A 13,343-nucleotide genomic window follows, 5' to 3' on the forward strand; every position below is an offset into this window, starting at 1 on the left:
ATCTGCGGATTCCGCTTCGAGCCCGCAACTTGCGTGCGTGCATGTCCTCTCTCCAACCGAGCCTCTTGTCGAGCCCGCCCGCTTTCTGGCGCTCTTCCGAGAACTTTAAAAATCTATTGTATGGATAACGGTCGATCGAAAATACGGATATGTAATCCGTTTCCAATAATAAATATGGATCGATTGCTATAAAAACAATCGATTTCCAGCATTCTGCATTCGCGGCGTACACTAGCCTTAAGAAGCGACGGTCACGGTCTACGCCGGGTCACAGGTCGCTCTGCATGAGAGGAGCTTCGAGATGCTGCACGCACGGTCACGTTCGCAGTCTGCGCCGGCACCTGCACTGGCGCGTCCCACGTCGCTCTTGCCTTCCACGCTTGCCGATCCCCGTGCCTGGACCTTCGCCATGGCGCAGGGCGCCGCCCTTTGCCGCCTGTAATTCACGGAGCCATCGTGTCCAAAATCCAGCGGGGCGTGAGCCTCTACAGCTACCAGGAAGAGATGTTCCTCGGCCAGATGACGGTCGAGGACGCGATCGCGCATGCGGTGTCGCTTGGCGCCAGGGGCATCGAGATCCTGCCCGAGCAGAACATGCCGAGCTTCCCGAACATCGACGATGCGGAAGTTGCCCGCTGGCAGGAAATGCTCGCCCGGCACGGCGCGCATTTCACCTGCTACGACATGTTCCTCGATACGAAGCTGCGCAAGGGCGAGCTGCTGTCGGATGACGAGCAGGTCGCCAGCATCCGCCGCGATCTTACGCTGTGCAACCGGCTCGGAATCAAGAACATGCGCGTGCTGGTGTTCGTGCGCCCCGACATTCTCGCGCGCTGCGTGCCCTATGCCGAGGAGATGGACGTGCACATGGGCGTGGAAGTCCATGCGCCCTGGCATATCGAACATGCCTGGATCCTGCGGACGATCGAGGTCGCGGATCGGCTGAACACCCGCCATCTCGGCATCCTGCCCGACATGGGCATCTTCATGAAGCATTACCCGCCGGCCTTCCGCGCCCGCTTCGAGCGCCAGGGCGCGCGGCCGGAAATCACCCAGTTCATCGTGGATCAGCACGAGGAAAAGGTGATGGCCGAATACACGATCTACGAAGTCGCGGTGAAGCGCGGCGGCAACAAGGCCGAGATCGCGATGGCCGAGACGCTGCGCCACGCGCCTTATGCGAACCCGAAGCGGCTCAAGGACTATGCGCCCTACTTCCGGCACATCCAGGCCAAGTTCTACGAAATGAACGAGGACTGCACCGATCCGGCGATCGCCTATGACGAGGTGATCCCGGAGCTGGTGAAGTGCGGTTGGGAAGGCACGCTTTCCAGCGAATATGAAGGCAATCGCTGGATCCAGGACGTGATGGACGTGGACAGCCGCGAGCAGGTCCGCCGCCAGCATGTGATGTTCGATCGCCTGATCGCCCAGGCCGAAGCCGCGCTCGGCGCCGAGAAGGAACCCGCCTGATGTTCGACAAGTATCTGATCCAGGCCGAGAGCCTGCGCAACACCGGCCCGGCCGAGGCGCCGACCGGTTTCGCCTTCGAAGCCAAGCTCGGCTATTATCGCGGTATCGGCCTGTCGATGATCGAGAAGCTCGACGTGTCGATCGACGGCAATCTGCTGCCGCGCGAGGCGGTGCGGTTCGACGAGGGGCAGGGGCCGCTCACGCTCGACGCAATGGAAACCGCCTATGACCGGCGTTGGGCGTTCGGCGCCAGGGCGACGATTCTGGTAGAGCATCCCGGCGGCTTCCCCGCCGGTGAACACGAACTGTCGCTGACCGAGCAGCTGCGCGTCTCCTATCTGCCGTTCCCGTCGATCAACAGCGACACCAAGCGCGTGTCGGTGGGCGAGGCAGCCGATGCCGCCGCTTGACATTCTGATTATCGGCGGCGGGATCGGCGGGCTTACCGCCGCCATCGCACTGGCGCCGCAAGGTCACCGGCTCACGGTGATCGAGCGCGATCCGAAATGGTCGGTGTACGGCGTCGGCATCATCCAGCAGGCCAATGTGGTGCGCGCAGTGGCGCAGCTCGGCGTGCTGGACGAATATATCGCGGCCGGCGTCGGCTTCGACGCGGTCGAGATCTTCGCGCCGGACGGCACCAAGGTCGCCCGCGTGCCCGCACCCAAGCTCGCCGAGGGCTATCCGGCCAATGTCGGCATCGGCCGCCCGGCGCTGCACAAGGTGCTCGGGGACCGCGTGCTCGCCGATGGCGCAGACGTGCAGCTGGGCATCACCGTCGAGACGATGGTCGATGACGGCGAGCGGGTCGCGGTGACCTTCTCGGACGGCACCAGCGGCATCTACGACATGGTGATCGGCGCGGACGGCGTCTATTCGCAGACGCGCGCCGCGATCCTGCCCGAGGCGGAGAAGCCCGACTATACTGGCCAGGCGGTGTGGCGGTACAATTTCCCGCGCCCCGCCGGCATGGACGCGCTCCAGGTCTATAACGGTCGCACCGGGCTCGGGCTCGTGCCGATCAGCGAAGACCTGATGTACATGTTCGTCACCACGCCGGAGCCGGGGAACCCCTGGTATCCGCGCGAGGGCCTCGCCGCGACCATGCGCGCCAAGCTGGCCGAGTGCGCGCCCGCGATCCGCGACCTCGCCGAGCAGATCACCGACGATGACGGCGTGGTCTATCGCCCGCTCGAAGGCATGCTGGTCACCGGCCCCTGGCACAAGGGCCGCATCGGCTTGCTGGGCGACGCGGTGCACGCCACCACGCCGCATCTGGGGCAGGGTGCCGGCATGGCGATCGAGGACAGCCTCGTCCTTGCCGACGAGCTGGCCAAGGCCGACAGTGTGGAAGCCGCCTTCACCGCCTATCGCGCCCGCCGCTACGAACGCTGCGCCTATATCGTCAATGCCAGCCTCGCCATCTGCATGGGCCAGCTCGGCAAGGGCCCGGCCATCGATAACCACAAGGCGACGGCCGAGATGTTCGCCGTCACCGCCCAGCCGATCTGAGGATACCCAAATGAGCCGTGTCACTGAAATCCGCTATGTCGGCTATGGCGTGCAGGATCTCGACGCCGAGCGCGCCTTCTATACCGAGCAATGGGGCCTGGAGCCGGTGCCGAGCGACGACGGCATGGCCTGGTTCAAGACCCAGGGGCATGACGAACATCATGTCGTCCGCCTGCGCGCCGCCGACGAGAACCGCGTCGACGTGATCGCGCTTGCGGCGGACAACCGCGCCGATGTCAATGCGCTCCACGCCAAGGTGGGTGAAGCAGGCTGCCGCATCGTCAGCGCACCCGCCGATCTGACCAGCCCGGGCGGCGGCTATGGCTTCCGCTTCTTCTCGCCCGACGGCCTGTTGTTCGAAGTGTCGAGCGACGTGGCGCGCAGCCCGAAGCGCGAACTCGCGCGCTGGGAAGGCGTGCCGCTCAAGATCAGCCACATCGTGCTGCACTCGCCGGACCATCAGGCGGCGGTGAAGTTCTTCACCGACGTGCTGGGCTTCAAGGTGTCCGACTGGCTCGGCGACTTCATGTGCTTCCTGCGCTGCAACTCCGCGCATCATCGCATCGCGCTGCTGCCCGGGCCGCCCTGCCTCAACCATGTCGCCTATGACATGCTGAGCGTGGACGACATGATGCGCGGCGCCCACCGCCTGAAGCAGCACGGTACCGGCATCGGCTGGGGGCCGGGCCGCCACACCGCGGGCAACAACACCTTCAGCTATTTCGTCACGCCGAACGGCTTCGTCGCCGAATACACCTCGGAACTGGAAGAGGTGGATTTCGAGACGCACCAGCACAAGGTCCATGTGCCGGCACCGCTGGTAATGGACCAGTGGGGCATCGGCACCGGCGGCCCGCAGACGCTGCCGCACCCGGCGCCGAACCCCGGCCTGTTCACGGCCGTGGAGGCCTGAGCCGTGGCGCTGTTCGAAGTCTTCCCCAATTACATCTGGAATCTCTCGGTCGCGATCGCGATGGAGAGCGGCGGGCAGATCGGCGAAATCGTCGACATGTGCCAGCCGATCAAGGATGCGGCGGCGAGCGGTGCCGATGCCGGCACGCCGCAGTTCATGGCGCAATGGGCGGCGATGGGCGACAAGCTGATTGACCTCGCCGCCGAGGACGAGGCCAAGGGCCGCGCTTTCTCCGCTTCCACCAAGCTGGAACGCGCCGCGCTCTACCTGTTCACCGCCGAGCGGATGCAGGGCCATGGCCATCCCGGCCGCAAGGAAACCTATGCGAAGGCGCGGGGCGCCTTCGACAAGGCGACCGCACTCGGCAAGATCAACCGCGAGCGGGTGGAAATCCCGCTCGGCGAAGGCACCATGCCGGCGCTCTACACCCGCGCGCCGGGCGAGGGGCCCAAGCCGGTGGTGGTCTATTGCAACGGCCTCGATAGCTGCAAGGAGCTGCTCTACTGGTCGCGCCTGCCCGAGGCGCTGGCCCGGCGCGGCATCTCCACGCTCTGCGTCGACCAGCCCGGCTCGGGCGAGGCGCTGCGGCTGCAGAACCTGCCCGTCGATCCCCATTCGGAGCATTGGGCCTCGAAGGCCGTCGATTGGCTCGAACAGCAGCCCGACGTCGATCCCAAGCGCATCGGCATGACCGGCATTTCGCTGGGCGGCCATTTCGCGCCGCGCGCGGTGGCGTACGAACCCCGCTTCGCCTCGGGTGCCTGCTGGGGCGCCAACCACAACTGGGCCGAGGTGCAGCAGAAGCGCCTCAAGCGTGAGGGCGAGAATCCGGTGCCGCATTACTGGGCGCACGTCATGTGGGCGTTCGGCGCCAGGGACATGGACGACTTCTTCGCCAAGGCGGAGGACATGAACCTCAACGGCCATATGGACGGCGTGAAGGTGCCTTTCCTCGTCACGCACGGCGCGAACGACCGGCAGATTAGCGTCCAGTACGCGCATGATTGCTACGACCAGCTGGTCAACAGCCCGAAGCGCGAACTGAAGATCTTCACCGCGCGCGAAGGCGGCGTCGAGCATGTCGGCGCCGACAACATGGCGTACGGCCGCGACTACATCGCCGACTGGTTCGCCGAAACCCTCAGCGGCCACACCGCCTGACTTCCCGGAGACCACCCATGGCCCGCCGCTTCATCGACCTGTCCATCACCCTCGAGAACGAGGTGATCACCGATCCGCCCTTCATGCGGCCCAAGATCACCTATCAGACCCATGCCGAGACGGTGGGCGAGCTCGGTCACTTCTTTCCCGGCGTGACGCAGGACCAGACGCCCGACGGCGCCGGCTTCGCGGCAGCCGAATGGGTAACGCTGACCACGCATAACGGCACCCATCTCGACGCCCCTTGGCATTTCCACCCGACGATGGACGGCGGCAAGCGCGCGATCACCATCGACGAAGTACCGCTCGAATGGTGCTTCCAGCGCGGTGTGAAGCTCGATTTCCGCCATTTCCCCGACGGCTATGTCGTCACGGCGGCGGACGTGGAGGCGGAGCTGGCGCGGATCGGCCACGATCTCCAGCCGCTCGATATCGTTCTGGTCAACACCGCCGCCGGCGGCGCGGCCGGAAACCCGAACTTCGTCAATATCGGCTGCGGCATGGGCTATGAAGCCACCATGTACCTCACCGAGCGCGGCGTGCGGGTGACCGGCACCGACGCATGGAGCTGGGACGCACCCTTTGCCTATACTGCCGAAAAGGTGAAGGAAACCGGCGATACCTCGCTGATCTGGGAAGGGCACAAGGCCGGCCGCGACATCGGCTATTGCCACCTGGAGAAGCTGCACAACCTCGAGGCGCTGCCGCCGCACGGCTTCACGGTCAGCTGCTTCCCGCACAAGATCAAGGGCGCCTCGGCCGGCTGGACGCGCGCCGTCGCGATCCTGGAGGACTGAGCAATGCGGCTCGCTACCCGCGCCAACGGTACGCCCGACGGCGCCCTGGTCGTCGTCTCCGCCGACGGCACTCGTTGCCTGTCGGCGGACGGCATCGCGCCCAATCTACTCGCGGCCATCGAGCGCTGGGACGCCGTCGCGCGCCCGCTTGCGGCGCTGGCCGAACGGCTGACGGCAGGGCAGGGGGAGCCGGTGGGCGCAGCCACGCTGCGCGCACCGCTGCCGCGCTCCTGGCAATGGCTCGACGGCTCGGCCTTCGCCAACCATGGCGAGCTGATGCAGATCGCCTTCGGGCTCGATCCGATCGATAGCGACCGCCCGCTGATGTACCAGGGCATGTCGGACCGCTTCTACGGTCCGAACGATCCGATCCCGTTCCCGGACGAAAGCCTGGGCATCGACTTCGAGGGCGAGTTCGGGGTGATCGTCGATGCGGTGCCGATGGGCGTCTCCGCGGAAGCGGCGGCGCGGCACATCAAGCTGGTCGTCCAGATCAACGACTGGTCGCTGCGCGCGGTGGCGCCGATCGAGATGAAGACCGGCTTTGGCTGGGTGCAGGCCAAGCCCGCGTGCAGCATGGCGCCCTTCGCGGTGACCCCGGACGCGCTGGGCGAAGGCTGGCAGGATGGCCGCGTGTGCCTGGACCTGGCGGTGGCGTGGAACGGCGAACGCTTTGGGCAGGTAAACGGCCGCGAGATGGCCTTCTCCTTCCCCGAACTGGTTGCCCATGCCGCCCGCACGCGCGATCTGGTGGCGGGCACGATCATCGGCTCCGGCACGGTCTCCAACCGCGATTATGCGACGCTGGGCTCCGCCTGTATCTCGGAGCGCCGCGCGATCGAGATCATCACGAAGGGCGCACCGGAGACGCCCTTCCTGAGCTTTGGTGACATGATCCGGATGGCCGGCATCGATGCGACCGGAGCGCAACCTTTCGGTGCGATCGAACAACGGGTGGCCGAACCCCGGGAGCCCCGAACGGGTCCCTAGTTTCGGCACAGAGTGGCCGCGGCGATCAGAAACAAACGATGTCGTCCGGCGGGTGAGGCAACCAACCACAAATGTTGGGGAGGAGTGAAAATGAAGGTACAAAAGATTCTGCTGGCGACCACTGTGCTGGCCAGCGTGACACCGATCGCCGCATTCGCGCAGACCGCGGCACCGCAACCCGCGGCAGCCGCCGCACAGGACGAAAGCGGCGTCGGCGAGATCATCGTGACGGCGCAGCGCCGCAGCGAAAATGTCCTTAAGGTGCCGCTCAGCGTTACCGTCGTAGGCGCAGACGAGCTTCTGCAGCGCGGCGCGAACGATCTGACTGCGGTTACCAAGCTCGCGCCCAGCCTGCAGGTGGCCCAGGACAACACCTTCGCCGTGCGAGGCGTCGGCACGGGTACCTTTGCTACCACGGTTGAAGCGAGCGTGTCGCAGGTGCTCGACGATGTGGTCATTGGCAACAAGGAGTTCGCCGCCAACGCCTTTTACGATGTCTCGCGCGTCGAGGTGCTGAACGGGCCGCAGGGGCTGCTGTTCGGCAAGAACGCTTCGGCGGGCCTCGTCAACATCACCACCAACCGGCCGGTGCTGGGGCAGACCAGCGTCTCCGGCGACGTCGAAGCGGTGCAGCGCGACCGCCCGGTGAAGAACGGGCAGGGCATCCAGGTCCGCTCGACCGTCAACCTGCCGATCGGCACCAACAGCGCGCTGCGCCTAAACGCCATCTACAGCGGCCAGGATTCGGTCACGTATCCGACGGTGAACAGCGCCGTGCGCAACGACTTCGGCCTGCGCAACCTGGGCTTGCGGGGCAAATATCTGTACCAGCCCACCGATGCGCTCTCCATCTATGTGATCGGCGAGTATAATCGTCAGCGCGGGATCTCGGGCCGGTATGACATCACCTTCCGGCAGATCGGCGCGGGCAGTGCCTATACCGGGCTGGGCTATCCGTCCGGCGCCGACAACCTTCGCTACAACAGCGATGCGCCTAATTATCGCGATGCGGATACCGGCGGGCTGCAGGCCAACATCAATTATTCGCTGTCCAACGGGATGGAGATCTCCAGCATCACCGCCTGGAAGAATGCTGTCGTCTCCTATCAGTTCGATTCAGACAACACGCCGGTAAACTTCTTCAATACGAACTATAGCCGGCAGGTCTACAACCAGCTGTCGCAGGAGCTGCGGCTGGCGCTGCCCGAAGGCAACAAGGTCTCCGGGCAATTTGGTCTATATTATTATCGCTCGGTAGGTTCGGTGGTCGGTGCCCGCGGCGGCAATAACGGCTTCCCCGGCTTCCTTCTGCCCACCTTCCCCTTCTGCGTCGGCGCCACCCAGCTCGGCGCGCCCCCCGCTGCCTGCCCGGTGAGCAACGCCAGCTTCCTGGGCCAGGACTACAAGTACAACCTGAAGCAGAACAGCTATGCCGGCTTCGGGCAGCTCAGCTACCATGTCACCGACACGCTGAAGCTCAACGCCGGCGGCCGTGTCACCTACGACAAGGGCACGATCGACCTGCTCGAGAATGTGGGCAAGTATTTCGTAACGCTGGGCGTGCCGAACAATCGGTCCGTCGAGTCGACGGACGCTACCAACTTCAGCTTCAAGTTAGGTGCCGATTGGCAGGTGACGCCGTCGACGATGCTCTACGGTTTCTATGGCCAAGGCTATAAGGGGCCGGGCTTCTCCAACACCTCGCCGGCGCCGGGCGCCAAGCTGGCGGTGCGGCCGGAAATCTCGCGCGGCGGCGAGATCGGCATCAAGGGACGCCTCGCCGACGGCAAGATCACCTATTCGGTCTCGGCATTCCACACACGGTTCACTGATCTGCAGGTCCAGTCGTGGATCACGTCCCTACGCACCTTCGTGCTCAGCAACGCGGCGACGGCGACCACCGAGGGCGTCGACTTCTCCTTCCAGGCGCGGCCTACCACACGGCTGACCCTGTCAGGCTCGGCATCCTATGTCGATGCCAAGTTCGACAACTTCCCCGGCGCGCAATGCTATACCGGGCAGACCAGCAACGGCTGCCGTGCGGATCTCCGTTCGGACGCCCCCGGCTATGTCGGCACGTTCAACGCCGCGGGCTATCAGCTCCCGCTCTCGGCGAAGTTTACCGCCACGCTCGGTGCTGACTATAGCCAACCGCTGACCGAGAAGCTCGATGCGCAGTTCGGCATCGGCTATTACCATCGCTCGCCGCAATCCTCGGCCCTGGGCACGCCGTTCTTCATCCCGACCTGGGATACGTTCGACCTGAGACTAGGCCTGAAGAGCAAGCGCTGGTCCGCCAGCCTGTTCTGCAAGAACTGCACGAACGAGGCCCGGCCGATCTCGATCGGTTCGGATGGCGGCGACGCCAACCCGGTGCAGGGGCCGCCGGTGCTGACGTTAAACCAGCGCTTCAGCTACGATTCGGTGCGCACGATCGGGCTGCGGCTCGGCTTCGACTTCTAAGCCGGACGAGGGGGCGGCGGAACCGCTCCCTCCCGCATCAAGGGGATATTCATGCGCCTTTCCATGTTCCTAGCGGCGCTGCTTGCAACCGTCGCACTGACGCCCGCAGCCCATGCCCAATCGGAAATCTCGCCTGTCGCGGAAGCGGCCCCGGCGCAGCCCGACGCGATCCCGCTTCCGGCGCCGGATCAGCCCGACCGCGAGGTGTGGCATCGCAGCGCCGGCGTGCTGGCGGTACGCAACGTCACGCGCCCGACGATCACCGTCTTTCGTGCCGCCGGCAAGGCGAATGGTGCCGCGGTGATCGTGGCACCGGGCGGCGCCTTTCTCGGGCTCGAGATGGACAAGGAGGGCTGGGCGGTAGCCAAGCGTCTGGCCAGCCATGGCATCACCGCGTTCGTGCTGAAATATCGCACGCTGCCTACCCCGGCGGATCAGAAGGTGTTTCTGGCCGAACTGACCAAGATGATCCAGGGCAAGCCCGCTGCCTTTGGCGCCCCTTCCGACACGCCGCCGGAAGCCTTGGCGGACGGGCTGTCCGCACTGCGCTATGTGCGTCAGCATGCCGCTGCCTATGGCATCGATCCGCGTCGGGTGGGCTTCATGGGCTTCTCGGCCGGTGGCTTCCTCGCCCGCACCTTGGTGGAGAAGGGCGGCGCCGAACGCCCTGATTTCATCGCGCCGATCTACCCGAATATGGGTCCGATGCAGGTGCCCGCCGACGCGCCCCCGATGTTTGTCGCGGTCGCCGCGGACGACTTCCTGCTCAACCGCGAAAAAGGTTTGCCGCTGGTGGATGCCTATCGCGCGGCCAAGCGCCCGGTGGAGTTCCATCTGTTCGGTGACGGCGGGCACGGCTTCGGTGCGGGCAAGCCCGGCACCACGACGGCGCACTGGCTCGACCAGTTCCTCCTGTGGCTGGACGTCATGGGTCTGACGAAGCCGGCGAAGCGATAAGGGGAGAAGGTGGAATGTCGCGCTTGAACCGCCGGGAATTGCTGGCTGCCTCCGCCGCGAGCATTGCTGCGGCACAGCCGCTCGCAGCGGCGGCCGCGGAAGCATCGGGCCTGCGCTTCCCCAAGGGATTTCTGTGGGGCGCGGCGACGGCCGGTCATCAGGTCGAAGGCAACAACGTCAATGCCGACCAGTGGCTGCTCGAAACTACCGAACCGCGCCTGCCCGCCACGCCTTCCGGCGATGCGTGCAACAGCTTCGCGCTGTGGCGGGAGGACCTGGATCTGGTGCGGCGGCTAGGTCTGAACACCTATCGCTTCTCGATCGAATGGCCGCGCATCGAACCCGTTCCGGGCGAATTCTCGCTCGCGATGCTCGATCATTACAAGGCGATGATCGAAGGTTGCCATGCGCGCGGTCTGGTGCCGGTGGTGACGCTTTGCCACTTCACCACGCCGCGCTGGTTCGCCGCGCGCGGGGGCTGGACCGACGACGGTGCGCCCGCGCTGTTCGCCCGCTATTGCGAGCGGGCAATCCGCCATCTCGGCGACGGCATCCGCTATTGCACCACGTTCAATGAGCCGAATGGCGGCCCGCTGCTCCAGACGGTGCTGCCGCCGCCCTTCTTCGGCGCGCTGCGCGCCAGCCTTGCCGCCTGTGCTAAAGCGAGCGGGTCCGCCAAATTCGCGGTGGGCAACACGGTGTTGCCCGAGGATGTGAAAGCGACCACGCGGAACATGCTGGCCGCGCACCGCATGGCACGCCAGGCGATCAAGGCGCTCCGCTCGAACCTGCCGGTGGGCGTCACGCTGGCGCTGGTAGACGACCAGGCCGCGGGGCCAAACAGCATGCGCGACGCGCACCGCGAGCGCGTCTATGGTGCCTGGCTGCGCAGTGCGCGCGAGGACGATTATGTCGGCGTCCAGAACTACGAACGCGCTGTGTGGGACGCCAAGGGCAGGCTGCCGACGCCGAAGGGCGTGCCGACGAACGTGGCCGGCAGCGAGATCTATCCCGCCTCGCTCGCCAATGCGGTGCGCTATGTCCATGCTGAGACCAAGGTGCCTATCCTGGTGACCGAGCATGGCGTGTCGACCACCGATGATCGCCAGCGCGCCAGCCTGATTCCCGCCGCGCTCGGGCATCTGCGGGCTGCCATGGCGGAGGGCGTGCCGGTGCTCGGCTATATCCACTGGTCGCTGCTCGACAATTACGAATGGGGCGGCGACGAGCGGGCGCGCTTCGGGTTGGTCGAAGTCGATCGCACCAGCTTCCGGCGAACGCCCAAACCGAGCGCGTCCGTGTTGGGCAAGATTGCCCAGCGAAACGCGGTTTGAGCGGCCGATCTCCCGACATTCTTTCCCCGTTCCGGAGCTCCACATGAACAGCCGTCGCGATCTCCTGAAGGCGTCCACGCTCTCCATGGTTTTGGGCGGCGTGGGTGCCCATGCGCAGAACGCCCCGCGCGCATCAGGTGCCGGGCCGGAGCGGGAGAAAGCGTGGGGACAGCCGGGCGCGCAATGGGCACGCGGCGTCGAGGGTCAGCGCAAGGCCGATCTCGGCGACGGGCGTTACCTCAATCCCGTGCTGTCGGGCGACTATCCGGACCCGTCCGTGCTGAAGGACGGCGATGACTATTACCTCACCCACTCCTCGTTCGATTCCGCGCCGGGGCTGCTGATCTGGCATTCCCGGGATCTGGTGAACTGGCGCCCGCTCGCCCCTGCGCTCACAAAGCCGCTGGGTACCGGCTTTGCCGTCGACATCGCCAAACATGACGGCCGCTACTACATCTACATTCCGTTCATGCGGGCGCCCTGGTCAAAGGATCTCAGGAGTTTCGCAAACATCTTCGTCATTCATGCCGAGTCGATGGCGGGGCCGTGGAGCGCGCCGATTGACATGGGGATCGGCGGGCTGATCGATCCCGGCCATGTCGTCGGCGAAGACGGGCATCGCTACCTGTTCTTCAACGGCGGGAAGCGCGTGCGGCTCTCGCCGGACGGCCTTTCGACGGCGGGGCCGATCGAGGATGCCTATTCCGCCTGGCGCTATCCGGACGACTGGATCACCGAGGCCTATTCGCCGGAAGGACCCAAGCTGTTTCGGCGGGGGGACTATTTCTACCTCGTTAACGCGGTGGGCGGCACCGCCGGACCCGCGACCGGGCACATGGTGGTCGCTGCGCGTTCCAGGTCCATCCATGGGCCGTGGGAGGGCTGCCCGCACAACCCGATCGTTCGCACCCGGTCCGAAGACGAACGCTGGTGGTCGCGCGGGCACGCCACCTGCGTCGAGGGGCCGGACGGACGCTGGTTCATGGTCTATCACGGCTTTGAGAATGGCTATCTGACGCTGGGTCGCCAGACGCTGCTCGAACCGATCGAATGGACAGCGGACGGCTGGTTCCACGCCACCGGCGGTCACCTGTCGCGGCCGCTGCGCAAGCCTGGCGGCACGGCGGTGCCGCACGGCATCGCGCGCTCCTCGGACTTCGCCAAGGCGGACATGGGGCGGCTCTGGAGCCTCTATGCAAGCTCGCCCGACGCGCCTGATCGGCTCCAGTTCGAGCCCGGCACGCTGATCGTGAAGGCGCAAGGCAAGGGCCCGCAAGACGGATCGGTGCTGACGCAGCAGGTGGGCGACCGCGCGTTCGAGATCAGCGTGGAACTGGAGCTGCGCGGCGCGAGCGAGGGCGGTTTGTTGCTCTTCTTCAACAACCGTTTGTTCTTGGGCATGGGGGTCGACGGCAGCCGGATGGTTAGCTACCGCGGCGGCAAGGCGTCCTATTGGCAGGAACCCGCGCCACCGGCGCGCAAGATGTACCTGCGGATCGTCAACGATCATCAGATCGTGACTCAATATTACAGTCTCGATGGACAGGCCTGGACCCGCCACGAGGTGCGCAGCCAGGTCGAAGGCTATACCGCCAACACCATGGATGATCTCTTGAGCTTGCGGCCGGCCCTATTCGCTTCTGGCGATGGCAAAGTTGCTTTCCGACAATTTCGCTACCGGGCATTGTGATTTGGAGGGAAAACTGTCTGCAGAAAGCGGGCTACATTGAGAACGGAGGCCTA

Annotated in this window: 11 protein-coding genes; all 11 read left to right on the forward strand. The window is 65.5% G+C overall.

The genetic code is table 11. The features are described 5' to 3' along the window. The first annotated feature begins 456 nt into the window (after window positions 1–456). Complete coding sequence (locus QZ670_RS08255) at window positions 457–1,473, forward strand: TIM barrel protein (protein ID WP_294253809.1); 1,017 nt, start codon at window positions 457–459, stop codon at window positions 1,471–1,473. Continuing rightward, window positions 1,473–1,883, forward strand: a complete 411-nt coding sequence (locus tag QZ670_RS08260; RefSeq protein ID WP_294253812.1) for a DUF6379 domain-containing protein — start codon at window positions 1,473–1,475, stop codon at window positions 1,881–1,883. The genes QZ670_RS08255 and QZ670_RS08260 overlap by 1 nt, the downstream gene beginning before the upstream one ends. After that, window positions 1,870–2,985: an FAD-dependent oxidoreductase gene (locus QZ670_RS08265; protein ID WP_294253814.1), complete on the forward strand. Its 1,116-nt coding sequence runs from the start codon at window positions 1,870–1,872 to the stop codon at window positions 2,983–2,985. Before QZ670_RS08260 ends, QZ670_RS08265 begins: the two co-directional genes overlap by 14 nt. A gap of 10 nt (window positions 2,986–2,995) precedes the next feature. After that, complete coding sequence (locus QZ670_RS08270; protein ID WP_294253816.1) at window positions 2,996–3,898, forward strand: VOC family protein; 903 nt, start codon at window positions 2,996–2,998, stop codon at window positions 3,896–3,898. A gap of 3 nt (window positions 3,899–3,901) precedes the next feature. Then, a complete protein-coding gene (locus QZ670_RS08275) occupies window positions 3,902–5,059 on the forward strand; it encodes an alpha/beta fold hydrolase (protein ID WP_294253817.1) in 1,158 nt (385 codons plus the stop codon). Window positions 5,060–5,076: 17 nt separating this feature from the next. Continuing rightward, entirely contained in the window at window positions 5,077–5,856 is a 780-nt protein-coding gene (locus QZ670_RS08280; protein WP_294253818.1) for a cyclase family protein, read from the forward strand. Between the two features lie 3 nt (window positions 5,857–5,859). Next, complete coding sequence (locus tag QZ670_RS08285) at window positions 5,860–6,846, forward strand: fumarylacetoacetate hydrolase family protein (RefSeq protein WP_294253819.1); 987 nt, start codon at window positions 5,860–5,862, stop codon at window positions 6,844–6,846. A 90-nt stretch (window positions 6,847–6,936) separates the two neighbouring features. Continuing rightward, window positions 6,937–9,309 carry a TonB-dependent receptor gene (locus QZ670_RS08290; RefSeq protein WP_294253820.1) on the forward strand — a complete coding sequence of 791 codons (2,373 nt, stop codon included), beginning with the start codon at window positions 6,937–6,939 and terminating at the stop codon, window positions 9,307–9,309. Window positions 9,310–9,360: 51 nt separating this feature from the next. Next, window positions 9,361–10,266, forward strand: a complete 906-nt coding sequence (locus tag QZ670_RS08295; RefSeq protein WP_294253822.1) for an alpha/beta hydrolase fold domain-containing protein — start codon at window positions 9,361–9,363, stop codon at window positions 10,264–10,266. Between the two features lie 14 nt (window positions 10,267–10,280). Further along, window positions 10,281–11,600, forward strand: a complete 1,320-nt coding sequence (locus QZ670_RS08300) for a family 1 glycosylhydrolase (protein WP_294253824.1) — start codon at window positions 10,281–10,283, stop codon at window positions 11,598–11,600. Further along, window positions 11,578–13,290, forward strand: coding sequence for a family 43 glycosylhydrolase (locus tag QZ670_RS08305; RefSeq protein ID WP_365894619.1), 1,713 nt, complete (start codon window positions 11,578–11,580; stop codon window positions 13,288–13,290). Before QZ670_RS08300 ends, QZ670_RS08305 begins: the two co-directional genes overlap by 23 nt. Window positions 13,291–13,343: the final 53 nt, after the last annotated feature.

Source organism: uncultured Sphingomonas sp., from assembly GCF_913774285.1.
In the GTDB taxonomy this organism is placed as follows: Bacteria; Pseudomonadota; Alphaproteobacteria; order Sphingomonadales; family Sphingomonadaceae; genus Sphingomonas.